This is a genomic window from Paenibacillus apiarius (assembly GCF_017052585.1).
Classification (GTDB): domain Bacteria; phylum Bacillota; class Bacilli; order Paenibacillales; family Paenibacillaceae; genus Paenibacillus_B; species Paenibacillus_B apiarius.
Map to the genome: position 1 here is coordinate 1,422,264 of NZ_JAFFHZ010000001.1, position 22,664 is coordinate 1,444,927.

Here is a 22,664-nt window from a genome sequence, read left to right on the forward strand (position 1 = left end):
GGGGCAAGCTCCCCTTCCCCTTCACCGGTGTTGTTTAGCTGTAACCGTTACGTCATTCGACCCACCAATTAATCATGCGGTACATGTATCCATAAGCAAGTGACGGCTCCGGCTTATCTTCCTCGGCAAAGTTCACTCGCGGCCCGATTCCTTGCGGCGTTCCGTACTGGTACAAGAATACGTAAGGAAGTTCGGTGGAAATTTCTTTCCCCACTTCCTCGTAAATTTTCTTGCGCTCGCCCTGATCGACGACCGAATAGCCTTTCACCCACAAATTATCCAGCTTCTCATTCTTATACCAGCCGCTGTTCTGACCGGCAGGAGGATAATATTTCGAAGAGAACGTGCTCTCCCCGTCTGGATCTGGCGTAGTCAACGACCATGCCATCAAGACTGCTTGGTATTTGCCAGTGTTTAGATGCTGATCGACCCAAGCGGCGAAATCGATGCCCTTGGTGGTGACTTCAATGCCGACATCCTTCAAATTTTGCTGCACGATGGAAGAGATCTGCTCGCGGCGGCTATTGCCGGCGTTATACTGCAGCTCGAAGGAAAAACGTTTCCCGTCCTTGGTCAGTATGTTGTCGGTTCCAGGCGTCCAACCGTCTTCTGCCAGCAGTTGCTTCGCCTTCTCCACATTAAACTCATAGTTGACGGCCGCTTCACCCGGATCTGCCCAGGAGCCAGGCAGGAACGGAGCGTTCATGAGCTGGCCTGTTCCTTTCAACACATTGTCTACCATGCCTTGACGGTTCAAGGCATAGGCAATCGCCTGTCTCGTCTTCTGTCCCTCGAACGGGCTGAAGTTATCCTTGAAATTCTTCGGCTCGAAATTGAAGCCCAAATACTCGTACATCGGCCCTGGCGCAAGAACGACACGGAGACTGTCCCGTTTTTGCACCGCTGCCAATTGCGTGACAGGGATGGCTGATATCGTATCGACATCGCCTTTAATAAGCGCCTGAACCTCGGTATTTTGATCGGCATATATTTTATAGATGACTTTTGCGATATGAGGCTTCTTGGCTCCCCAGTAGTTCGGATCTGCGTCTACGGTTATATGCTGCTTTTGCTTCCATTCGGACCACTTCCATGGGCCGTTGGTGACGGTCTTGGCCGGATCCGTTCCATATTCATGCTGCTTCAATTCCTTGGGTGGCACATCTTTGAGTATATGACTAGGAGCGAGTGTGAGTGTAAGGGAGTATATGAACGGTGCGTAAACTTGTTTCAATTGAATCTTAGCGGTTTGTTCGTCGACCTTCTCGACGGAGTCTACTTTGTCGTATGCGCTTATTCCCGGCGAGCCGACTTCGGGATTGCGGACTGTATTAAGTGTAAAGATGATGTCATCGGCCGTAACCGCAGTGCCGTCCGTCCACTTGGCCTCTGGCTTCAGCTTCACGGTGTACGTCTTGCCATCCTCGCTTATTTGCGGCGGCTCGGCCGCAAGCGACCATGGTTCCGCTACGACGTTGCCCTGCCGATCGAGATCATACAACTGCGCGAGTATAAGCTTGGATACGTCTCCCGAAGAGGTGTCGCTCTGAAACACGGGGTTGACGGTCACGATATCGGAGAAGGTGCCCATGGTAAGGGTGCCTCCGTCTTTCGGCGTCTTTGTTGTGTTTTCCTTCGCTGGTTCCGTCTGTGATGTATTCTCTGACGGTGTCGGTTCTTCCTTGGGTGGATTCGTCGCGGTGTTAGAACCACCGCACGCTGATAACAGCGTTCCAATAAGCACCATAATCAGCAATAAAGACATCCTCTTCTTTTTTACCACATTGTATCCCCTTTCATCTTTGCGAATATTTTGTGAAGGATATATTTACCTGTATATTTTACCATCACGGCATATGTAATTGTAGTAAAATGATGGGAATTACTCTTGACAACATTAAATATTATCTAAAGATTGGATAAAGATTTCACGGCCGGGCATTAGAAAACTTCCGTAAGAGGATGTTCTGGGAGAACAAGGCTAAGAGCCGCTGCATAGAAGCCTGCAACTTATTCTCGTGTGAATAGAAAGGGAGGCCCCCCTTCTGAATGAAGGGAAGAGTGAAGAAAGAAACGGAACAGGCACACCTTCTGCGGGGATGTGGGCGGGACGCTTCAAAAGAATCATTCCTTGCTCCCATACAAAAAAGCGGCCATAGAGTGCCGCTCTTCATCAGAACCCTCTCAAGGAAGGCTTCGCATTCATATACTGCTGCATTCTCAATTCTTCTTCGCCCGTAAGCTCCTCTGAATCCGGATCCTTGAACTGCGTATGGTATAACGCAGCATACAAGCCGTCTTGCTGCAGCAGCTGGTCGTGGCGTCCCCGCTCCACGATGCGGCCATCGTCGAGCACGAGAATTTGCTCGGCCGCCAGAATGGTCGACAAACGGTGCGCAATGACGACCGTCGTCCGTCCATGCATCAATTCCGCCAACGCGACCTGCACATATGCTTCGGACTCCGAATCGAGATGCGAGGTTGCTTCGTCCAGAATTAAGACTCGCGGATTTTTCAGAACGGCTCGCGCAATCGACAGACGCTGACGCTCTCCGCCGGACAACCGATGGCCCCGTTCCCCCACGATGGTGTCATAGCCTTGCGGCAAGCTCATGATCATGTCATGAATATAGGCTTTACGGCAAGCTTCTTCCAATTCCTCCTGTGACGCCCCTTCCTTCGCGAAGCGAAGATTATCGGCCACGGAAGCATGGAACAGAAAGGATTCCTGCGTTACATAAGCTACCTGCGCCCTGAGCGATGCCATCGTTACTTCCCGCACGTCATGGCCATCGATGAGCACGGCCACTGCCGTTACGTCATATAAGCGGCCGATCAGATTGATAAGCGTCGACTTCCCGGCTCCGCTCGGTCCGACCAGCGCCACCACTTCGCCCGGCGAAGCCTGGAACGTGACAGCCTGCAGCACGTCCCCGCTCCCATCGTAGCCGAAGCTCACATGCCGGAACTGGATTTCCCCTTCCACGGCGGACAACGCCATGGCCTCCGGTTGATCCGCCACATCCGGCTCCATATCCAAATAGTCGAATATGCGCTGAAATACCCCCAAAGCGGTCACCACTTCCACATGCAAGTTCAACAAGGTGCCGAAAGGCTGATACAACCGGGACAAATAAGCCGCAAAGGCCACAATCGCCCCGATCGTCATTGAACCGTTAATAACCTCGTATCCGCCATACATATAAATGACGGCCGTCCCGAGCGGACCGAGCGTCGAGACGAACATGAAGAACCAGCGGCCTACCAAGTTAAGCCGGATTTCCAGGTTCTGCACCTGACGATTCTGCTCCGCGAATCTCGCTTCCTGGGCTTGTTCGCGGCCGAAGATGCGCGTGAGCATCGCTCCCGATACGCCGAACACTTCGCCAAGCTGCGAGGACATGTCGGCGCGGACCTTTTGCGTATTGACACGGAGCTGCTTGCGGTAACGCGATACTTTGCGTACGGGAATCATCGATAATGGCAATATAAATATCGCAATTAATGCTAGCTTCCAATCGAGCGTGAACAAAATGCCGATCGTCGTCAATACAATGACGATTTGCGTCAGCGACGAGACCGCGACATTCGTGACCACATTCTGAATCGCCGCGACGTCATCGGTGACGCGCTGAATCACTTCGCCTGAACGCGAGGCCGTAAAAAAGCCTACGGATTGCCGCTGCAGATTGCGAAATAATCCTTGCCGCAGATCCGCCATGATGCTTTGTGTCACCTGCGTGTTCAAATGGCTCTGCAAGACACCGAGCATGCCGCTTGCAATCGGCAGCCCGACGAGCCATACTGCCAGAGTAAGCAATTGATGCATATTTTTATCCGGAATTGCTTCATCGATAATACGTTGCATCACAAGCGGCGGCAGCAGACCGATGACAGCAGCCGTTAACGCTAACAGTATAATCAACGCCAACCGGGGCCAATAGTTGCGGAACAACGCCCATATCCGCTTAAGCGATACATCCTTTACCTCAGCTCGTTTCGTCGCCCCTTGCGGTTCATTGATTCGCATCGTATTGCCATTCCAAGCTTGACGCATAGGCATTTCTCCTTATCATGGATGTTTCGATATTGTCATACGTTTTGAAATATTTGGTATTGATCAGACCGACAGCATTCTCTATACTTAACAGATATATTGTAACAATGATGCATGTCATCTTCATAGTGCAAAAAATCCTCATCCTATCCACGATGAGGTAGAGGTTGCGATTGTTATGAGTATCTTCGTCAAGGCGGGAAGCGCCGATGAAGCGAAGAGAAAGGAACCGTCGCCGAAGTTCACGCCGCCCGCTTCCGGGGCGTGGGTTGGGGCTGCTGCCGAAAGGCGCTGCACTGTCATGCGGAGATTACCCATCCTCGCATGATGCGCTATCTTTGGAAGGGTATGATGAGGGGACGGTCTAACCGTTTGAACGTTATACGCTTCAACGGTTTTTTTGTTGTTCTCTCCTCCTTTCCGGCTATACTAAAGATACCTAAGGAGTGAAATCGGACATCATGAGTCAAAAACAAGATCAACAGCAGCTGCGCAGAAGTCTGAAGACGCGCCACCTGACAATGATCGCGCTTGGGGGTTCCATCGGAACAGGATTGTTCCTCGCGAGCGGCGGGGCGATAGCCCAGGCAGGCCCGGGAGGAGCGCTCGCCGCATATATTTCCGTGGGCATTATGGTGTACTTCCTGATGACGAGTCTGGGGGAATTGGCTACGTATATGCCCGATTCCGGCTCGTTCAGCACATATGCCAGCCGGTACGTCGATCCGGCGTTCGGGTTCGCGCTCGGTTGGAACTTTTGGTTCAACTGGGCGATTACGATCGCGTCAGAGCTGGTTGCAGCCACGCTTATTATTAAATATTGGTTTCCTGACAGCAACTCGTTTATATGGAGCTTGTTGTTCTTGAGCATCATTTTCCTATTGAATTATTTGTCCGTCAAAGGGTACGGAGAATCGGAATATTGGTTTGCGATTATTAAAATTACGACCGTTATCGTCTTCCTTGTGGTCGGCATTTTGATGATCTTCGGCATTTTGGGCAGCGAGCGCATTGGCTTTGAAAATTTCCACGTCGGTGACGCGCCGTTCCACGGCGGATTTTTCGCCATTCTCGGCGTCTTTATGGCGGCCGGTTATTCGTTCCAAGGGACGGAGTTAGTCGGTGTCGCCGCCGGAGAGAGCGAGAATCCGCGCGAGAGCGTGCCGCGTGCCATCCGTCAGGTATTTTGGCGCATTTTGCTCTTTTACATCTTGGCGATTTTCGTAATTGCGATAATTATTCCCTATACGCATCCGAGCTTGCTGGCAAGCGATTTGAACGATATTAACACTAGCCCGTTCACGCTTGTATTCGAGAAAGCGGGCTTTGCCTTCGCAGCAGCGGTTATGAATGCCGTCATTCTCTCGTCGGTGCTCTCGGCGGGCAACTCCGGCATGTACGCATCCACGCGTGTGCTGTGGGTGCTTGCAAAGGAAGGCAAGGCGCCGAAATTCCTGGCGAAGCTGAACAAGCGCGGCATTCCGATCAATGCGCTGCTCTTGACGACTGCCGTCGGTATGCTCGCCTTTCTCGCCAGCTTCTTCGGAGACGGCGTTGTCTACCTGTGGCTTCTGAACGCATCCGGCATGTGCGGCTTCATCGCCTGGCTTGGCATTGCGGTCAGCCATTACCGGTTCCGGCGCGCCTTCGTCAAGCAAGGCCACGATTTGAAGGAGCTGCCTTACAGAGCCCGCTTCTTCCCGTTCGGGCCGGTATTCGCTTTTACGCTTTGTATGATCGTTATTCTCGGCCAGAACTATCAAGCATTTATCGGCCATACGATTGATTGGAAAGGCCTTCTCATGACATACATCGGGCTGCCCCTCTTCTTGGCTGTATGGCTCGGTTACAAATGGAAGCACCGCACGAAGGTCATTCCGCTTGAGGAATGCAAATTCGACCATAAATAAAGATCTTCCCCAGCAAGAAGCAAGTCCGCACCTCATCCGTTGCGCGCCATAGACATGGCGGCGCGGCGAATAAGGGGGCGGGCTTTTTATTTTGTATGGTCTCTGGCCAGTGGATACTGTGCGGCAGGGAAACTAGTACTATAGAAACTTAGCCCAGTGGCTAGATAAACGTTGAAGTCGCCTTGCACGGGGTTATATCCACTTTTGTTTTGCAGCAATGCTCCACCAATTGGTTAATGATGTATATTCATTAACATCTTTCCATACACTAACGTCCGAGCCGACCTTATTCCGAAGCAAAGAGGTGGATGTATGGATCCCGTAACAATGGCCCGTGCCTTATTCGGCACCTCCATGGCCTTTCATATTATATTTGCCACGCTAGGGGTTGGACTGCCCCTCATGATAGTGTTCGCCGAAATTATGTACTGGCGCAAGAAAGACCGGGACTATGCCGTGCTCGCGCGGCGCTGGACGAAGGCGCTCGGCATTCTGCTCGGCGTCGCCATTCCATCCGGCACAATCGTAGGTGTCATGCTCGCCCTATTGTGGCCCGGATTTATGGAAATCGTTGGACAGGTAATCGCCGTGCCGTTTCAAGTGGAAATCTGGGCCTTCTTCTTCGAGGCGCTGTTCATGGCCATTTACCTGTATGCCGCCGATCGCCTGTCTTCCGGCATGCGCATCCTGAGCGTGTTCTTCGTCATGGTCGGTGCCAGCGCCTCGGCGGTGCTCATTACCGATGCCCAAGCGTGGATGAACACGCCCACCGGCTTCAAGCTAGTGGACGGGAAGATTACCGAAGTCGATCCTTGGGCCGCCGTCTTTAACCCGTCCTTTTTCACGTCCGCCCATCATGTGCTGACAACGGGCTACATGACCGGCGCGTTCTTCATCGTGACCTCAGCCGCCGTCATGCTGCTTAAAGCCCGGCAAGACGAGCGCGAAGCGGCCTATCACCGCAAAGGCCTGATGCTCGGACTCGTCATCGGCTTGGCAATGTCGCTGATCACGGCGATGAATGGGCATGCGGCCGCTCAATCCTTGCATAAGCACAATCCGGAGAAGCTTGCCGCAGCGGAGGGGCTTTTTCAAACGACGACACATGCCCCGCTCGTCATTGGCGGAATTCCCGATCCCGATACGCAGACGATTAAGTATGGCATCGAAATTCCCGGCATGCTCAGCTTCCTGGCAGCGAATTCGTTCGATACCGAGGTGAAAGGATTGAACGAGATTCCGCGGGAAGATTGGCCGCCGTTGTTCGTCCATACTTTGTTCAATCTCATGGTGTTTATCGGATTCGGCTTGCTGGGCCTCTCGTTCGCGGTCGTCATGTGGCGCGCCTTCACCCGCAAATCGCCACGGCCGTTCCCGCGCTGGTTGATGCACCTGTTCGTGTGGACTGGCCCATTGTCTATGCTGGGCATCGAAATCGGCTGGATCTTCAGCTGTTCCGCACGGCAGCCTTGGACGATCTACCGCGTACAGCGCACGACGGATGCCGCCCTGAAGAGCGACAGCATGGGCACGCTGTTCTTACTATTCGTCATCATCTACGTGGTGCTGTTAATTATGACTTCGCTCGTCATGCGCCACTATTTCAGGCGCCATCCCGTCTCCGCCGATCTGATCGAGCATGCGGAAGATACGAATGACACCAAAGGGGCATTCTCATGAGCGACGCTACGATTGCGATTACGGTATTGTGGATCTTCCTGTTTATTTATTCGCTTCTCGGCTCGGTTGATTTCGGCGCCGGCTTCTGGGCGATGATTTTTGGGCAAAGAAATGCAGGCGGCGATACAAAAGCCGCCGGCCTGGCGAACCGCTTCCTATCGCCATCGTGGAAAATTACCAATACGTTTCTGGTGCTGTTCGTAGTCGCGCTGGTCGGTTTTTTCCCGCTGGCGACGTTCTCGCTCGCCTCACTGCTCTTGGTGCCCGTCTGCCTGGTGCTCATTTTGCTAACGATTCGCAGCGCCTTCATGGTGTACAGCTATTCCGTGCACTCCTATGACCGCGCGCTGCGCATCATTTCCGGGATTACGGGGTTGTTGATTCCCGGCCTGCTCGTTGCGGTGCTGGCGGTGACGCTGGGCGGGCTCGTAACGGAAGCGCCGAACGGCGCCTTAACGCTGAATTACGGCAAGCTGCTGACCAGCCCGACGCTGTATGCGCATTTGGCATTCGGCTACGCCACTGAGCTGTTCTTCTCGGCATTGTTCCTGGCCGACTATGCCCGGGAAGGCCGCGATCTGGCGACGTATAGAACGTATCGGCGTTTAGCCGTCATCTTCGGACCGCTCAGCCTTATTGCGGCGGTTGCCGTCACGTTCACGATGCTGCCGGAGGCTGCATGGATTATCGCCCGCTTCCGGGAACAGTGGCTGTGGTTCCTCCTGTCAGCCGCCGCCTTCGGCATCGGATACGGCTGCTTGTTCATCAAGCGCCGGAAGGGCTTCATCGGCAGCACGCGCGCAGCCGTTATTTTCATCGCGGTGCAGTATGCATTAGCGAGCTTTGCCTACGGCAGGGCGCACTTGCCCTATATCATCTACCCGCAGCTTACGCTGGAGGCTGGCTTTACGAACCCTGCCATCTTCCGTTCGCTGCTGATCGGATACATTGTGAGCACCATCCTGCTTATTCCGGTGTTCATCCTGTTCTGGAGACTCTTTTTGAAGGACAGGCGCTACCTCGAACAGGAATAAGAAAATCGCCACGCTCGCCGCGAGCAGACGCAACAACAGGCCTTGTCCCACGCATCGGCGTAACGGGGCAAGGCCTGTCCATTGCTATAATACAAGTTATTCCGGCATTATAATCTCCACAATCAGATCGTCGTTGTCCTTCAGAGAGGACACGCGATACTCCAGCGGAGCGGACAAACCGGCCGCATCCAGCACATCATGCAGATCGGAGCGAAGCTGCAGTTCACTCCCCGTATATCGGAGTTGAAAGTGGTCGCGCCCGGATTGCCTAGCCGACTGGAAGCGTCCCGTCAAGTCCGTCACATCCCGTATCGCCCTGTCCGGCAGGAGCACGTCTGCGCTCCATACCTGTTCCAGTTGGCCCGTCAACCGCTTCAATGCCTCGTCATCGCTTTGATGCATGCGCAGCAAAGCCTGTTCATACGGCTCGACCGCCTGCGGGATGTTATCCGATGTCCATGAATGATCCATGCGCATCTCCGCGTCGGTGCGCAAGTAATAGGTATACCGGACCTGGTCGCCCCGGTCTGGCAGCGGATCATCCCACGTTGCATCAATGTGATACCACTTGCCATCCAACTGGATCATATTCCACGCATGAAGCATGCCGCCCGCTTCCCCTTCCACTATGATGGTCCGAATACCGGCTTCTTCGAACATCGCCTGCATGAGCAGCGCATAGCCTTGACATACCGTCTTTCCTTCGGTCAGCGCCTCGTAGGCGGTAAACTTCGTCATTGCCTCATCATAGGCGACATGGCTCACGATATAATCGTGTATCGCTTTTACCTTCACATGCGGAGATTCGTCGCTCTTCGTGATGCTTGCCACGATCTCCTTCGCCTGATTCCGCACATAAAGCGATTGCGCATACGTTTCACGGTAATCAACATATACAGTGACATTGGCGTAATCATTGCCGCCTTTCCATTTGAACGAATATTTGCTGACATTGTAGCGTATGAACGGATCGGAATAGAGCGCTTCCGACAACGCCTTGCTGACTTGCTCCGTCAGTGTATCCGTACTTCCAACATATCGGAAGGAAGACATCGTTTCGCGCAAGGTGAATCGTTCACTCAACCAATCGCGCATCCCTTGATTGTCCCGCAACGTAACTTGAGAGGATTGAGCTTCTACGGTAGGCCATATTGCAAAGCCTGTAATAATTCCTATGGCAATACCGCCAAAAATCAAGACGCGAATCATGGAGAACCAGGAGCGTTTGCGCTGTAAATCACCCATTTCCCGGGGGCACCATACGCCGTTCCGAGCCTTAATATCGAACAACCGCATCACCACCTTCGCTTCGGCGGTGTTGTCCCGCCCATGCTGGTACGAATCGTAACATAGGCAATTTGCAGATGCTGTCTAGTTATGGAGCGGATATGATCGAGGAGGTTTCGTTCCGTTTCTATCGTGATCGACAAGCTGTGGCAGCAAGAGAGCCCTTTTTAGATGATTGGCGTCGCGGATACCCCCTTTCCTATGCAGAGAAAAAGACGACTGATAGCGAATGCGTGCGACATTTGCCTGAAAAAAAAGCGCAAGAGGAAGAGAATTCTTCGTCTTGCGCCTTATGAAGAGCCGGGTTGCAAGTGCTGCCGCAAAAACGGCAGCACTTCCGGCCAGAACGCAGGGTCTCTGTCCGAGCTGCTGTGGCCGTCTGAATCGACAATCAAATGCGGCTGATGATAGGACAACCGCTGCAGCACATTTTCCAAATCGCTGGCAGGAATATAGCCATCCTTGCGGGAATGGACCAGCAGCAGCGGGACTCTTCCCTAGTGCGCGCATAATTGCTGGACATGCATTTCGCCAGATCCAGGCCGTCGTAGACAGCAGTTGGAATCTGGGACCGATACAGCCAAATACGCGGAATGACCGTTGCGAGCGGAAACGCGGGCAGCTTGCGCCGCTTCAGCTCCGCCGCAACCATCGTTAGCGGGCGGGAGGGCATCGAATCGGTAACGACAGCCTGAACGGACAACCCTTCGTCCAACGCCAAGATGGCGCCGAAGCCGCCCAATGAATGTCCAAGCACTCCGATGCGCCCGCTATCCACATCCGGACGTTTCCGCACGTAGCGCACCGCCGCAAGCAAATCGTCTCGGAACAACAATGCGGACGGCGCCTTCACGGTTCCGCTCTCGCCATGACTGGTCACATCGTACATGAATACATTAAAGCCCGCATCCGCGAGCGGATAAGCATAGCGAAGCACACGCACGCGATTGGAGCCCCAACCGTGTGACACGATGATAACCGGAGCCTTTTGTGCCGGCGTATTCCCTTTTCCCCATATGAACCAGCCCTGAAGCGCGGCGCAGCCCTCAAACGTCACCCGCTCAAAAGGCCGTTCGGGTTCGGCGCTCACCGGAATTTGCCGCGGGGACTGGCTCTTCACTGCCAACGCCCAAGCACCGCCCGCTGCGCTGCTGACGAGAGCCAAAGCGCTCACACCATAAGTCCACAGCATAGCCACATATATCGCCTCTCTTATATAATTGCCTCACGTTCATTGTCTACTATTATTATTTAATCATATCGGCCTTATCCGAAACCCGCATGCGCAAATTTATGTGCGGTTAGACAATCATGCAGCTACCCGTTCTCCAACGCTTTTTCCTGTACGGTTAGAACGAAGCGTTCGGCGTGCCCGGCCAGCCGCTCGAACTGTCCTTCCCGAATATAGTCGGCTCGCACCAGCTTGGAGCCCAAGCCGAAGGCAGAGGCGCCCGCCTTCAAGTAATCCGCGACATTGCCCATGTCCACGCCGCCTGTCGCAATGATCGGGATGTGCCGCAGCGGGCCGCGGATTTCCCGGATATAATCCGGTCCAAGCGTTCCGAGCGGGAACAGCTTGACCGCTTTCGCCCCGGCTTTCCAGGCGCGCACGATTTCCGTCGGTGTAAGCACGCCCGGCCACACATCCACACCTTGCTCCGCAGCACAGGAAATGACCTCCTCGTCCAAATTCGGAGAAATGAGGAACTGGGCGCCGCTGGCGAGCGCTTCTCGGGCTTCAGCCATATCCGTTACCGTTCCTGCGCCGATATATGCCTTACCGTCGAACCGTTCCCGCCAACGATGGATAATCTTCGCAGCGTCTTCCGTGTTCATGGTCACCTCCATGAAGCGGACGCCGCCCTTCACCAGCGCTTCTCCGGCAAGAGCGGCCGCTTCTCCAGTAAAGCCGCGGAAAATAGCCACGATGCGTGCCGTTAGCATCTGTTCCGTTATAGACAGATCGGCTGCCGTTATCAGGCTATCTCTTCTCATCGCTGCTTCATCGGTGTCCTTCATCATCTGCCATGCCCCCTCTCTTGTTGTTCCGATGTCATTCAACTGCCTGCCTTATATTGCGCTTCCGGCAGTTGAATGACGCAGCTTTTCCGCCCGGTTCTTCGCGAAAGCCGCGCTGCCGATCACTCCGCCGTCATCAATCAGCTCACCCTGGCGGATCGTCAACCGCTCCAAGTAACCATGATAGACCGAACGCTGCAACGTCTCTCGCACCGATTGGAACAACCGGTCTCCAGCCAGCGCCCCGCCGCCGCCAATCACGATAACGTCCGGACTGAGGAGTGAAATGGAGTACGCCAACCCTTTGCCAAGCACTTGACCGGTATAGGTCAGAATGTCAACAGCCAGCGCGTCGCCTTCGTCATAAGCTTGCGAGACATGAGCGGCGGTCAATTCCCCGCGCTCGTGCGAATCGCGCAAAATGCTGTCCCGGCCCGCGTCCAGCGCTTGCTTAGCTTGGCGCACGATACCCGTGGCGGAGACGACCGTCTCCAGGCAGCCTGCAAGTCCGCAGCCGCACGGCGTCGACTCGCCGTCAATCGCGACATGTCCCAATTCACCTGCCATGAAACCGCTCCCGTAATACAATTCTCCGTTCACCACGGTAGCGGCTGCCAGCCCTGTGCCGATGGTCACGCCGTGCACGACGCCCGCGCCACGTCCCGCTCCGCTCATCGCCTCGCCATATACATACATGCGCACATCATTATCTATAAAGACAGGCACGCCAACCTTTACGCTTAACCGTCCCGCAACATCCACATCATGCCACTTCAAATTGGATGCGAAAATGCTGACTCCGCGCTCCGGATCGATAAATCCCGGAATGCCGGCTCCGACGGCAAGCAAATGGCTGCGATCCAGCCCCGTTTTCGCGAACAGCTCATCAATCATGTCGGCCATCTTATCCAAAACGTGGTCAACGCCAAGTGCCGCTTCCGTCGGCCGCTTCACCTTGTCCACCATCTCGTAACGTTCGTTCACGAGTCCGCACACGATATTCGTTCCGCCTAGATCGATTCCTATCATATATTGCATAACTTCTCCACCTTGCCTTCCCTATAAAGTTTGAAACACTCGTATAGCTGTGATTTATCCGTATTATAGCATGGAGCAGTCAAGTTTTTGATTGAAAAAATCATACTTCACTGTTTCCCGCTTCAAGTCTTCGCCATCATTTCGCCTTAAATTTGCCTTAAACTTGGAAACAATATTAAAGACGAACTGGAAGCAAATCGCTATAATAGTACTGTGATGTATGTCACACGCGAGCCCCGATTCAAGAATTATTTTAATTAGGATTGTAAGAGGTGAATGATCATATGACGTATGTAGACATCAGCAGCATAAGCCCGCAATTGTTCGTAACGGTGCTTTTTTTCCTGCTAATCGTATGCCCGCTGCTCAGTCTCGGCGTAGTTCGTTTCTTCCAACAGCGTATGAAGGCCGGAATAACTTATATCGCTTCCGCGGTCGTATCTTACGTCGTCTTTCTCATCATCGCGGATTTTGTGGCCAAGACCTGGAGCTGACTCTTTCTTCGAAGGAACCGGCTATTTTATACTCGATAAGCGCCCGAATCATTGACTTATGGTTAAAAGATGCTATAACTATATAGAGTCATGAATGCAATTTCATATTCCTCGTTAGGTGAGGCTCCTATGTGGAGATATGCTGCTGCCCAAAAATGTCGAGAGACGCCAATGGGTCAACAGAAACCATCGACTTAAGGTGGTTTTTAACGTAGCTGGATGTCGCATGCGTCATTCCTATGCCACATAGTGCTAAAACTCAACGAATAGAGGGCAATGGCACTTGTAGTTGCTATATTTTTTAGCATGTAAATTTGCTGCGTACACAAAACATCCTCTTCGTTGCGGATGTTTTTTTGTATTTCAGGAGGTGATGAGAGATGGATAGTTCCCCCGGCCCCGAACCGCATAGCAAGCACAACAGCACATTCATAATTATATTTGGAGAACGTCCGTCTCTTGTCATCTAACGAAGAGATGGGCCATGAAGGAGGTCCATTACTATGGTATTAGCAACTGTGTAATAGCAAGGTTGCGTCAAGCCTCGCTTGCCGCCGGGCTGCCTGCATTTTCACAACAAAAAAAGAGGGCACTTGGGCCCTCTTTTACTCTATCTTGATTCTGTTATGCTATCCTTCTTTGTTCTCAGCGTTCTCGTCCCGATTCCCTTCGGACTCGGTCACTTGGAGGCCGGCCCCCTTATAAAAGGCGGACTTCATCGTGTTAAACTGAGTGGTATAGTCGTTGAACTGCGACTTGAGCTCCTCCACCTTCCGGTATACTTCATTCCGTTCGGAAATCCCCGTCGTAATCGACTTCAGCTTCGTGTTTTGCGATTTCAGCTCGTCATAGATGAATTGCTCGCGCTCCAGCCATTGGCCATACTTCTCATGCAACGCCTTGAACGTGTCATATCGCTTCACATATGCGGTATATGCCTGTTCCGCCTGCTTCTTCAACTCTTCGTCCTCTAGCTTGGCGATGACGTTATCCAATTCTCCCATCTGGCTGCGCGCGTCATCAAGATGAGTTTTCACTTGCTCCATTGCCTGTTTGCGTTCTTCCAGCGCTTTGTTCGTATTGTCAATCAACGTTTGCACGTTGCGATTGTCTTGCTTCCCTTGATTCAAAATATTGATATATTGCTGCTCGTCCTTATCTTCCAACGTCTTCAACGTTTCCAAGGAGGCCGTTACGTTTACTTCCGCCGAGGAAGCCTTTTCGAATGCTTCGAAAATCTTCGTCGTCGGCGCAGCCCCGCATCCGGTCAATCCAACTACTACGGATAACAATGCCGCGATAGCGGCAAATTTCTTCCAGCTTGCCAATCTCTTAACCTCCCAGTCCGGATGCTATAAACGCTTGTCGTGATGGAAATTGCATACGAAATGCGCATTCGGGTCATACACTTCAAATTCATAGCCCTTGCTCTGAATATATTCAATAATGGAAGGCAAAGCTTCCAATGTCTGCTGCCGGTCGTGAAGGAGAATCACTTCCACGTCTTCCGTTAACGTTCCTTTGATCTGCTCAAGAATCCGGTTCGGCTGTCCGATGAACTTCCAGTCGAGCGAATCGAGCGTCCAGTCCCACATCTTAAAGCCCGCATCCGCAATATCCTTACGGAACGACTCGCCGATTTGCGGCGCGCTGCCGTATGGTGCCCGTATCAACGTCGGCTTGAAGCCGGTCAGGTTCTCCACGATGCCCTGCGCTTCCTGGAACTCCTTGATGAAATTCCCTGAACCGCCGCTCTTATACAGCCTGTTATAATCATGCGTCATACTGTGTAGTCCAGGATAATGGCCTTCCTCCACCATTCTCTTGACGGCGTCCGGGTAAGTGTTCATATTATCGCCTAGCATGAAATAAGTCGCTTTAATGTCATGTTTCTTCAATAAGTCCATCATATCGTTAGAGTATTTACTCGGTCCGTCATCGAACGTCAAATAAGCAACCTTGCGAGTCATGCCGTTAAACTCTTTCGGCGTCTCCTTCTCTTTCGCCGCCGAGGCGAACGTGGCCACTTCCGTTACGATCAGATCGCTGCCAGAGGCCGATACCGTGCCCAGCAAGCTTTTCCCAGCGGCATATATGCCTATGCCAATCGCCACACACAACAAAAACAGAATCGTACGACCTATAAATTTCTTGCGACTTCTCCGGCGACGTTTGCCGACCGTCACCGCTCCTCTATCCACCATTCTACATATCCACTTCCTTCTAGCGACTTCATTCGACATTACTATAATATAAATCTACCATTTTGGCATTACAGAAACGTTACAAGATACGAGATTTTGTCTAAAATTTAGATACAATGTTGTTACCATTTTAGGGAACGTCTGTATTTAGCGCTTACATTTGAAACAGAACATTTTCTTTGCTCCAGCTGCATTTGTGCGGTTATTTCCCCCTTCTTCCCGATATATGAACGATGGACCTCGAAAATGCATGGCCATTTTAAAACGGCGCACGATTAGGAAATGAATAAGATGGCATCGCGCTTTTGGACAGTAAAACACGAAAAAAAGAGTTAATTGACGGTCTATTGAGCATAAAAAAAGCCGGCGCTGGTTCATAAACCAACGTCGGCTGACTTCCGCATGATAAGGCGCAGGCGCAGAGATTTTCAGAGCACGTGTTCAGCAAAAAAACTTAGTTCTTTGTCATTTCATCTAACTTTTCATTTATTTTGGATATTTTTTTACTAATAATATTTTGATTCCCAATAATCCCCGCAAAACCAACAATAAGAATAACACAAATAAAAATACTCAAGCTTTTTCCTCCTTATCGCTAATATTTGTTCTAGCATAATGGGTTTTGAATTAGAGAGTATCTCTACTTTTTCATCTGCGTCCGACCACAAGAATTTATTTTTGTTTATGTCAAAATTAAGAGGAGGATATCGGGCCACTTGAAAACTGATCTGTGACCCGTAAGAGGGACACTTTGCAAACAGTGACCCTCTTGCGAGTTATTTGTGTTTTAAATCAGATTATTAACGAAAGACGAGGTAACAAACATGGGGAATATAAATCGAGCATTATTCAATAAAGAGGAAATGAGGAGACTCGAAGCCAATCCGAACGTGCAGCATGTCTCGGAGACGAATATCACATATATATCACATATACCACGGCGTTCAGGCTTCCGCTCTGCGTATATATGGAAGGCCAAACACCCATAGACATTAAAAAAAAGATGACCCCTGATGAATTCAGAGGCCATCTGTTAGCCAGATAGACAAAGGCCGTTTTTTCAAACCGTCCAGTTCAATCCCTCAGGCGCGTTTTTTTGCTCTCATCGTCGTTATTCCAATCTCCTATGCACACAAAGATGACTAGCCGAATCCCCTAACTCCCATCTCTCGCGGTACATTCCTTGGATCAGATACCAGACAGTACCCCTTTACATGACGATGTTCATCGTAAGCATCTCCCTTGACCTGCTCTTCTTGTCGCGTGCGCCGAGATGTTGCCGGTTCTAGTCGTCCTGCTTCGAAAGCGCCGCCTTCAGCAGCTCGCCCAAATTGTTGCCAATCGGCTCTTGCTTTTCGTATTGCTTGATCAACTGCCGTTCCTCGCGTTTACGGACCTTGCCCCCGCCTTCCTCCAGCTTCTCCGTAATGTTGCACGGCAGACATTGGACGAATTTCCCCGCCTTGCCGATCTTGAATTCCATTTTTTTGTGGCACTGCGGGCAGCGGCGATTGGACAGATTCTTCTCCTCGGAACGTTTGTATTCGCACGATTTGCTGGAGCAGATGAGCCGCGTGCCGCGCTTGCCCTTGCGTTCCATGAGGCGGGAGCCGCACTCCGGACAGAAGCGGTTGGTCAAATTATGCGGTTTGTATTCGGCGGCACTCGTCTTTACTTCACGGACCAATTGCTCTGTCATCTGCCGGATATGCTTCATGAATGCGGATGTGCGCGCCTCGCCGCGCGCAATACGTTCCAGCTCCCGCTCCCATTCAGCCGTCAACTCCGGTGAACGCAGCTGTTCAGATACGAGGTTAATAAGCTGCGTCCCCTTGCCGGTTGGTTGGAGCGAAGAGCCCTGCCGTTCAATCGTATCCGACGAGACCAGCTTCTCGATTATATCTGCGCGTGTCGCCGGGGTGCCGAGTCCGTGCTTCTCCATCTGAGTGAGAAGCGTTGCTTCCGTATATCGGGCAGGCGGCTTCGTGCGGTCACGGCGGGTGAAGATGCGCTTCACGTTCAAGCGGTCCCCTTGGGACAGGCTCGGCAAGCGCTGCTGCTCTTCCTTCCAAGACGACCGCGCATCGCCGTCCTCCTCCTCAGACGCGTCATCCCAATCGTCCTCGTATGCTTTGCGCCAGCCGGAATCCAGCATCGTCCGGCCTTTGGCATATAGGCGCTCGCCTGCCATCTCGACGACAATGTTCATTTGCTCGTAGCGTACCGGCGGCAGGAAGAGCGAGATAAAGCGGCGCGCGATCAGATCGTACAGCTTCCGCTCATCCGATGAGAGCGCCGACAGCCGCAGCGGTTCATCGGTCGGAATGATCGCATGGTGATCCGTCACCTTGCTGTCATCGACGATCCGCTTCGTTACCGGCAGCTTCGAGCGCAACAGCGGTTTGACCAGTGCCGCATAGGGGCCAACCGCCATGGCGTCCAGCCGTTCCGGCAGCGTATTCGTCATATCGGACGATAAGTGCCGGCTGTCCGTGCGCGGATACGTAACGATCTTATACTGCTCATACAGGCGCTGCAGCACATTCGAGGTCTGCTTGGCCGAGAAGCCATAGCGGCGGTTCGCGTCACGCTGCAGCTCGGTTAAATCATATGCGAGCGGATGCGGTTCACTCTTGGCCGCCTTCTTCAATTCCGCGACAACCGCTTGCTTGCCCTGCAAGCGGCTGACCGTCGCTTGAGCCGCTTGCTCGTCGAACACGCGCGCATCGCCGTTCTTGCCGCGCCAAGCCGCCTCAAAGCCGCCGAAATCCGCGAAAATCAAATCATAATCCTGCGAACGGAAATCGCGGATCTCCCGCTCCCGATCCATAATCATCGCCAGCGACGGCGTCTGCACCCTGCCTGCGGACAACGGAGTCTCGAACTTGCAGGTCAAAGCGCGCGTAACGTTCAAGCCAATGAGCCAATCCGCCTCTGCGCGGCAGCGGGCCGATTCATACAGCCGATCGAATTGGCTGCCCGGCTTCAATTGGCGGAAGCCCTCGCGAATCGCTTTGTCCGTCTGCGACGAAATCCACAGCCGGCGAAACGGCTTGTTCCATTTCACCATCTGCATAATCCAGCGCGCCAGCAGTTCGCCTTCCCGCGCCGCATCGGTCGCGATAATGAGCTCCTTCAAGTCTTGACGCTTGCTAAGATGCTGCACCGCCTTGAATTGATGCGCCGATTCGCGCAGCACCTTCAATCTCATCTGCTCCGGCACCATCGGCAGATCCTCTAAGCGCCAAGTCTGATATTTTTTATCGTAATCTTCCGGTTCGGCCAGGCCGACGAGGTGGCCGAGCGCCCAGGTGACCACATATTCCGGTCCTTCAAAATATTGCTTATGAGTCGTGCGGCATCCGAGCACCCGCGCAATTTCGCGGGCGACGGACGGTTTCTCCGCAAGAACGAGTGATTTCATAGGTCCAATCCTTCCATTCCCATTTGTTTTTCTTATTATACCATTACTAGAGCGAGCGCACCGCTCCTCCGTCCGCCAATAGGGCCTGACCCGTCATATAGCTGTTAGCCGGCGAGGCAAGAAAAGCGATCAGCCTGCCCATTTCCTCCGGCTCCCCGTACCGGCCGATCGGAATGCGCGCCCGCTCATCTTCCGCGATGCGCTCGGTGCTGACTTGCTGCGCCCGCGCCGCCAATTCATCCAATTGAAGCACGCGATCCGTAGCGAATCGCCCCGGCCCAACTGTATTGATCAAGATGTTGTCCTTCGCCAAATCAGGAGCCAGCGTCTTCGCCAAGCCCAATACACCGACCCGCAGCGTAGAGGATATGACCAAATTCTCGATCGGTTGTTTGTGGGCGGAGGACGTAATGTTCACGATGCGGCCGAACTGCTGCTGACGCATGCAGGGCAACACGGCGCGAATCGCTCGCACGTAGCTGAGCAGCGTCAATTCAAATCCATGCTGCCAGGCCGCATCATCCATGTCGTCAAATGTGCCCGGGGCCGGACCGCCGCAGTTGTTGACCAAAATATCAATGGTTCCATAGCGTTCTACCGTTGCCGCCACGACCTTTTCGATATCTGTGGCATTCGTAATATCGGCGACAGAGGAAAGCGGTTCTGTCCCGGTTCGTTCCGCTATGCTGCGGACCGCTGCGCTTACGGTGTCCTCATGGCGGCCGACCAGCATAATGCGGGCTCCTTCCTCCGCCAACGCGGATGCTGCCGCAAATCCCAAGCCTTTGGAAGAAGCCAATATGATAGCTGCTTTACCTTGCAATTGTAAATTCATTCTCCAACACACCTTTCCGATTATCGTTTCGATTAAGATAAAGTCACCGTTAGTATACCAAATAAAACCACCAGTTGACGGGGGATGCCCCGGAATAGCTTTCCTGCATCACGACACACTAAAAGGTACGGGCTAAAGGAGGACGTTCAGTTGAAATCAGCCGATGCAAGCCGCCGTTTCAGCATGCTTAATTGGTGGGACAAGGCTCTCTTTTTCTATAAATTCTTGAAATCTCCTCAGCAGATCGGGAGCATCATTCCCAGTTCAAAAGCTTTGGCCTCGCAAATGACCAAGCCTGTCGACTGGCTGCTGGCGGAAGCCATAGCCGAACTCGGCTCTGGAACAGGTGTCGTGACCAGACAAATCTGTGCAAAAAAGCAAGCGCATGCCGCAATGCTGCTATTCGAAAAGGACGCGGATATGCGGCGCAAGCTGTCCCGTCAATATCCGAATGTCACCATCGGCGACGACGCGCTGCAGCTCTATTCCACGATGCAGCAGCAGGGATTGAGCCAATTGGACGCCATAATCAGCGGGCTTCCGTTCGCCATGTTTCCCTTCGCTGTGCGTGAATCGATACTGGACATCGTGGAGCAGTCGTTGAAGCCAAGCGGCGTCTTTGTCACATTCCAATACTCGCTGCATATGCGCAAACGGTTAAAAGAACGCTTTGCCATGGAGCATATCCAATTCGTGCTGTGGAATTTTCCACCCGCTTTCGTATATGTGTGCCGAAAAAACAGATGAACAAATATAGACCGGAATAATGAAGTCCTCCTTCTCTTCCGCTAACGGTGTCCTGTCTTCCTATGCTATGATTAGTCACGATGACGGGACATTCCTTGTTCCAAGGGAGGAGGTTTGCCTGCTTGCGTTTCAATGGTTATCAACTCAAGTTGTTCGCGATGGCGCTCATGCTGCTGGACCATGTCCATGCCTTCATTCCAGGAGCTCCCGATTGGTTCCATTGGCTTGGAAGAATCGCTGCGCCCATCTTTTTCTTCTTCCTCGTTGAAGGTTTCTGTTATACGGGCAGCCGGGAGAAGTATATGCTCCGCATGCTCGTCTTTACAATCATCATGGCCGCGGGAAGCGATGCGCTTGTCCTTCTGTTGCCGGGCGGCAGCATACCCAACAACATCTTTTTATCCATGCTTGCGGCGCTTATGCTTATGGCGACGCTCGACTGGATGCGCCAATCTCGCCAGTATGCAACAGGTCTCTCGTTAAGCGTCCTCCTTGGCTTGGTGATGGTGTTCTACGTTGAATTCAGCTGGCTTGCGGTATCGATGACGGTTATCTTTTATGTATTCCGCGGGCATAAAGCCGCGCTCGCAGCTGCTTATGTCGTCTCCTCTCTGCTGCTGACGTTGGGACCTTATGCGCTTATGCCGGATGCGGCAACCAAATGGACATACGACGAAATGTTCATTTTGCACCCGCAATGGATGATGATTGCCGCGATTATTCCGATTCTGCTCTACAACGGATCCCGGGGAAGCAACTCGAAACGAACGAAATATTTATTTTACTTGTTTTATCCCTTACATATCTGGTTGTTATATACGGTCGGTTACACTGATTTAGACAGGGGGAACCTCTGATGCGTTTGAACGGATTTCAATTGAAGCTTTTAGGTATGGCGCTGATGCTGCTTGATCATGTGAAGCAATTCATTCCCGGTATGCCGCTCTGGTTCGGATGGCTGGGAAGAATTGTCGCGCCTATCTTTTTCTATTTCATCGTGGAAGGCTTCTTCCACACGCGCGACCGTAAAAAATACATGCTGCGTCTGGCGATAGGGGCAGTCATCACCAAGGCAGGCAGCACGCTGCTGCAATTCGCTCTTCCAGACAGCTCGCCGATTATGAACAACATCTTCCTGTCGCTTCTCATGGCGCTCCTGCTGCTGACGGCGATTGAATGGACGAAGACAACGGGCCGCATAGCGCTAGGCACGCTGTATATCGTGCTGGCCATCATCGGCGGAACCTTTACCGAAGCTAGCATTCTCGGCGTCATGATGACATTCGTCTTCTATTTCTGCCGCGGGAATAAAGGCAACATGGCCCTTGCTTACGTCCTGTCCATGCTGTTCATTACGCTTGGTTTGGAGTTCAGCAGCCCGAATCCCATGTTCACATATGAGAATTTGTTCCTGATCAACTACCAATGGATGATGATTTTCGCGATTATCCCGATATTGCTGTACGACGGAACCCGCGGCTATCACGCCCCATGGTCCAAGTACATGTTCTACGTATTCTATCCCGTTCACATTTGGCTGTTGTACACGTTCGGTTACCTAATTGCTAATCCATAAATAGCGGGCGGTGGAAAGGATAACTAGGCATTCCTTTTGAATCGCTCTCCCCGCTCGCCAGAGTCCCATTTTTCTCGTTTAGCGCCACTCTCCCTTCCCATCAGAAAATTGTTAAAAGGACTTGGCCGTGAGCCACCCCCTTGGAACAACAGCGTACATTTCTTACGAAAAAGTATTTTTGATTGTAGAACTGCAGCTCCTTTTCTGAACAAAGGGGAGAATGAGGCTAAGCACTGGAATAGAGTCTCATACGGATGGTTTGGAAATAAATTACATATCATATATGTTCACAAGTCATTACAACTTCGTAAATATGCAAAATGCGCACAAAAAAAGCCGCAGACGCGCGGCTTTTTGGT

At 52.4% G+C, this 22,664-nt stretch carries 18 protein-coding genes and 2 riboswitches; of the genes, 7 read left to right on the plus strand and 11 right to left on the minus strand.

All coding sequences use genetic code 11. The annotated features are described in order from the left end of the window. Positions 1-52: 52 nt before the first annotated feature. On the minus strand, positions 53-1,765 hold the full coding sequence (locus JSQ80_RS06495) for an ABC transporter substrate-binding protein (protein ID WP_087432038.1): 1,713 nt from the start codon (positions 1,763-1,765) through the stop codon (positions 53-55). Between the two features lie 408 nt (positions 1,766-2,173). After that, entirely contained in the window at positions 2,174-4,057 is a 1,884-nt protein-coding gene (locus JSQ80_RS06500; protein ID WP_206094778.1) for an ABC transporter ATP-binding protein, read from the minus strand. A gap of 153 nt (positions 4,058-4,210) precedes the next feature. Beyond that, a riboswitch (Lysine riboswitch) is annotated at positions 4,211-4,400 on the plus strand. 118 nt (positions 4,401-4,518) lie between these two features. Here JSQ80_RS06500 and JSQ80_RS06510 point away from each other — a divergent pair. The 3 genes from JSQ80_RS06510 to JSQ80_RS06520 all read left to right on the plus strand — a co-directional run bounded on the left by JSQ80_RS06510 (position 4,519) and on the right by JSQ80_RS06520 (position 8,681). Continuing rightward, positions 4,519-5,967 carry an amino acid permease gene (locus JSQ80_RS06510; RefSeq protein ID WP_206094779.1) on the plus strand — a complete coding sequence of 483 codons (1,449 nt, stop codon included), beginning with the start codon at positions 4,519-4,521 and terminating at the stop codon, positions 5,965-5,967. 312 nt (positions 5,968-6,279) lie between these two features. After that, positions 6,280-7,647: a cytochrome ubiquinol oxidase subunit I gene (locus JSQ80_RS06515; protein WP_087432000.1), complete on the plus strand. Its 1,368-nt coding sequence runs from the start codon at positions 6,280-6,282 to the stop codon at positions 7,645-7,647. Beyond that, complete coding sequence (locus tag JSQ80_RS06520; protein WP_206094780.1) at positions 7,644-8,681, plus strand: cytochrome d ubiquinol oxidase subunit II; 1,038 nt, start codon at positions 7,644-7,646, stop codon at positions 8,679-8,681. The genes JSQ80_RS06515 and JSQ80_RS06520 overlap by 4 nt, the downstream gene beginning before the upstream one ends. Positions 8,682-8,777: 96 nt before the next feature. Here JSQ80_RS06520 and JSQ80_RS06525 read toward each other — a convergent pair whose 3' ends face one another. The 4 genes from JSQ80_RS06525 to JSQ80_RS06540 all read right to left on the minus strand — a co-directional run bounded on the left by JSQ80_RS06525 (position 8,778) and on the right by JSQ80_RS06540 (position 13,025). Next, positions 8,778-9,971, minus strand: a complete 1,194-nt coding sequence (locus JSQ80_RS06525; protein ID WP_240463577.1) for a transglutaminase domain-containing protein — start codon at positions 9,969-9,971, stop codon at positions 8,778-8,780. 388 nt (positions 9,972-10,359) lie between these two features. Then, the gene (locus JSQ80_RS06530; protein ID WP_240463910.1) at positions 10,360-11,160 is read right to left on the minus strand and encodes an alpha/beta hydrolase; all 801 of its coding nucleotides are present in this window, start codon (positions 11,158-11,160) and stop codon (positions 10,360-10,362) included. Positions 11,161-11,285: 125 nt separating this feature from the next. Then, positions 11,286-11,987, minus strand: a complete 702-nt coding sequence (locus JSQ80_RS06535) for a bifunctional 4-hydroxy-2-oxoglutarate aldolase/2-dehydro-3-deoxy-phosphogluconate aldolase (protein ID WP_418888894.1) — start codon at positions 11,985-11,987, stop codon at positions 11,286-11,288. 51 nt (positions 11,988-12,038) lie between these two features. After that, positions 12,039-13,025: an ROK family protein gene (locus JSQ80_RS06540; protein ID WP_087431995.1), complete on the minus strand. Its 987-nt coding sequence runs from the start codon at positions 13,023-13,025 to the stop codon at positions 12,039-12,041. A 284-nt stretch (positions 13,026-13,309) separates the two neighbouring features. Between JSQ80_RS06540 and JSQ80_RS06545 the strand changes: the two genes are divergently transcribed. Continuing rightward, positions 13,310-13,519, plus strand: coding sequence for a hypothetical protein (locus tag JSQ80_RS06545; protein WP_087431994.1), 210 nt, complete (start codon positions 13,310-13,312; stop codon positions 13,517-13,519). A gap of 103 nt (positions 13,520-13,622) precedes the next feature. Next, positions 13,623-13,798: riboswitch (M-box (ykoK) riboswitch) on the plus strand. A 350-nt stretch (positions 13,799-14,148) separates the two neighbouring features. Here JSQ80_RS06545 and JSQ80_RS06550 read toward each other — a convergent pair. From JSQ80_RS06550 to JSQ80_RS06565, 5 genes are all read right to left on the minus strand, one after another. Then, on the minus strand, positions 14,149-14,847 hold the full coding sequence (locus tag JSQ80_RS06550) for a YkyA family protein (protein ID WP_087431993.1): 699 nt from the start codon (positions 14,845-14,847) through the stop codon (positions 14,149-14,151). Positions 14,848-14,871: 24 nt separating this feature from the next. Next, a complete protein-coding gene (locus JSQ80_RS06555; RefSeq protein ID WP_206094783.1) occupies positions 14,872-15,723 on the minus strand; it encodes a polysaccharide deacetylase family protein in 852 nt (283 codons plus the stop codon). A gap of 454 nt (positions 15,724-16,177) precedes the next feature. Then, complete coding sequence (locus tag JSQ80_RS29430; protein ID WP_272491083.1) at positions 16,178-16,300, minus strand: hypothetical protein; 123 nt, start codon at positions 16,298-16,300, stop codon at positions 16,178-16,180. A 708-nt stretch (positions 16,301-17,008) separates the two neighbouring features. Beyond that, positions 17,009-19,147: a DNA topoisomerase III gene (locus JSQ80_RS06560; protein WP_206094784.1), complete on the minus strand. Its 2,139-nt coding sequence runs from the start codon at positions 19,145-19,147 to the stop codon at positions 17,009-17,011. 46 nt (positions 19,148-19,193) lie between these two features. Continuing rightward, positions 19,194-19,982, minus strand: a complete 789-nt coding sequence (locus JSQ80_RS06565) for an SDR family oxidoreductase (protein ID WP_206094785.1) — start codon at positions 19,980-19,982, stop codon at positions 19,194-19,196. 150 nt (positions 19,983-20,132) lie between these two features. Here JSQ80_RS06565 and JSQ80_RS06570 point away from each other — a divergent pair, with 150 nt between their 5' ends. From JSQ80_RS06570 to JSQ80_RS06580, 3 genes are all read left to right on the plus strand, one after another. Further along, positions 20,133-20,729: a class I SAM-dependent methyltransferase gene (locus JSQ80_RS06570; protein WP_087431989.1), complete on the plus strand. Its 597-nt coding sequence runs from the start codon at positions 20,133-20,135 to the stop codon at positions 20,727-20,729. A gap of 122 nt (positions 20,730-20,851) precedes the next feature. Next, positions 20,852-21,586, plus strand: a complete 735-nt coding sequence (locus JSQ80_RS06575) for a TraX family protein (protein ID WP_206094786.1) — start codon at positions 20,852-20,854, stop codon at positions 21,584-21,586. After that, positions 21,586-22,305 (plus strand): TraX family protein, encoded by a 720-nt coding sequence (locus tag JSQ80_RS06580; RefSeq protein WP_087431987.1) that lies wholly within the window; start codon positions 21,586-21,588, stop codon positions 22,303-22,305. The genes JSQ80_RS06575 and JSQ80_RS06580 overlap by 1 nt, the downstream gene beginning before the upstream one ends. Positions 22,306-22,664: the final 359 nt, after the last annotated feature.

Excerpts from the sequence above, each read along its gene's own strand:
- JSQ80_RS06500 (WP_206094778.1), bottom strand. The coding sequence starts at position 4,057 with ATGCGTCAAGCTTGGAATGGCAATACGATGCGAATCAATGAACCGCAA.
- JSQ80_RS06495 (WP_087432038.1), bottom strand. The coding sequence starts at position 1,765 with ATGTCTTTATTGCTGATTATGGTGCTTATTGGAACGCTGTTATCAGCG.
- JSQ80_RS06545 (WP_087431994.1), top strand. The coding sequence starts at position 13,310 with ATGACGTATGTAGACATCAGCAGCATAAGCCCGCAATTGTTCGTAACG.
- JSQ80_RS06530 (WP_240463910.1), bottom strand. The coding sequence starts at position 11,160 with ATGCTGTGGACTTATGGTGTGAGCGCTTTGGCTCTCGTCAGCAGCGCA.
- JSQ80_RS06515 (WP_087432000.1), top strand. The coding sequence starts at position 6,280 with ATGGATCCCGTAACAATGGCCCGTGCCTTATTCGGCACCTCCATGGCC.
- JSQ80_RS06580 (WP_087431987.1), top strand. The coding sequence starts at position 21,586 with ATGCGTTTGAACGGATTTCAATTGAAGCTTTTAGGTATGGCGCTGATG.
- JSQ80_RS06520 (WP_206094780.1), top strand. The coding sequence starts at position 7,644 with ATGAGCGACGCTACGATTGCGATTACGGTATTGTGGATCTTCCTGTTT.
- JSQ80_RS06560 (WP_206094784.1), bottom strand. The coding sequence starts at position 19,147 with ATGAAATCACTCGTTCTTGCGGAGAAACCGTCCGTCGCCCGCGAAATT.
- JSQ80_RS06565 (WP_206094785.1), bottom strand. The coding sequence starts at position 19,982 with ATGAATTTACAATTGCAAGGTAAAGCAGCTATCATATTGGCTTCTTCC.
- JSQ80_RS06555 (WP_206094783.1), bottom strand. The coding sequence starts at position 15,723 with ATGGTGGATAGAGGAGCGGTGACGGTCGGCAAACGTCGCCGGAGAAGT.
- JSQ80_RS06540 (WP_087431995.1), bottom strand. The coding sequence starts at position 13,025 with ATGCAATATATGATAGGAATCGATCTAGGCGGAACGAATATCGTGTGC.
- JSQ80_RS06510 (WP_206094779.1), top strand. The coding sequence starts at position 4,519 with ATGAGTCAAAAACAAGATCAACAGCAGCTGCGCAGAAGTCTGAAGACG.
- JSQ80_RS06535 (WP_418888894.1), bottom strand. The coding sequence starts at position 11,987 with ATGAAGGACACCGATGAAGCAGCGATGAGAAGAGATAGCCTGATAACG.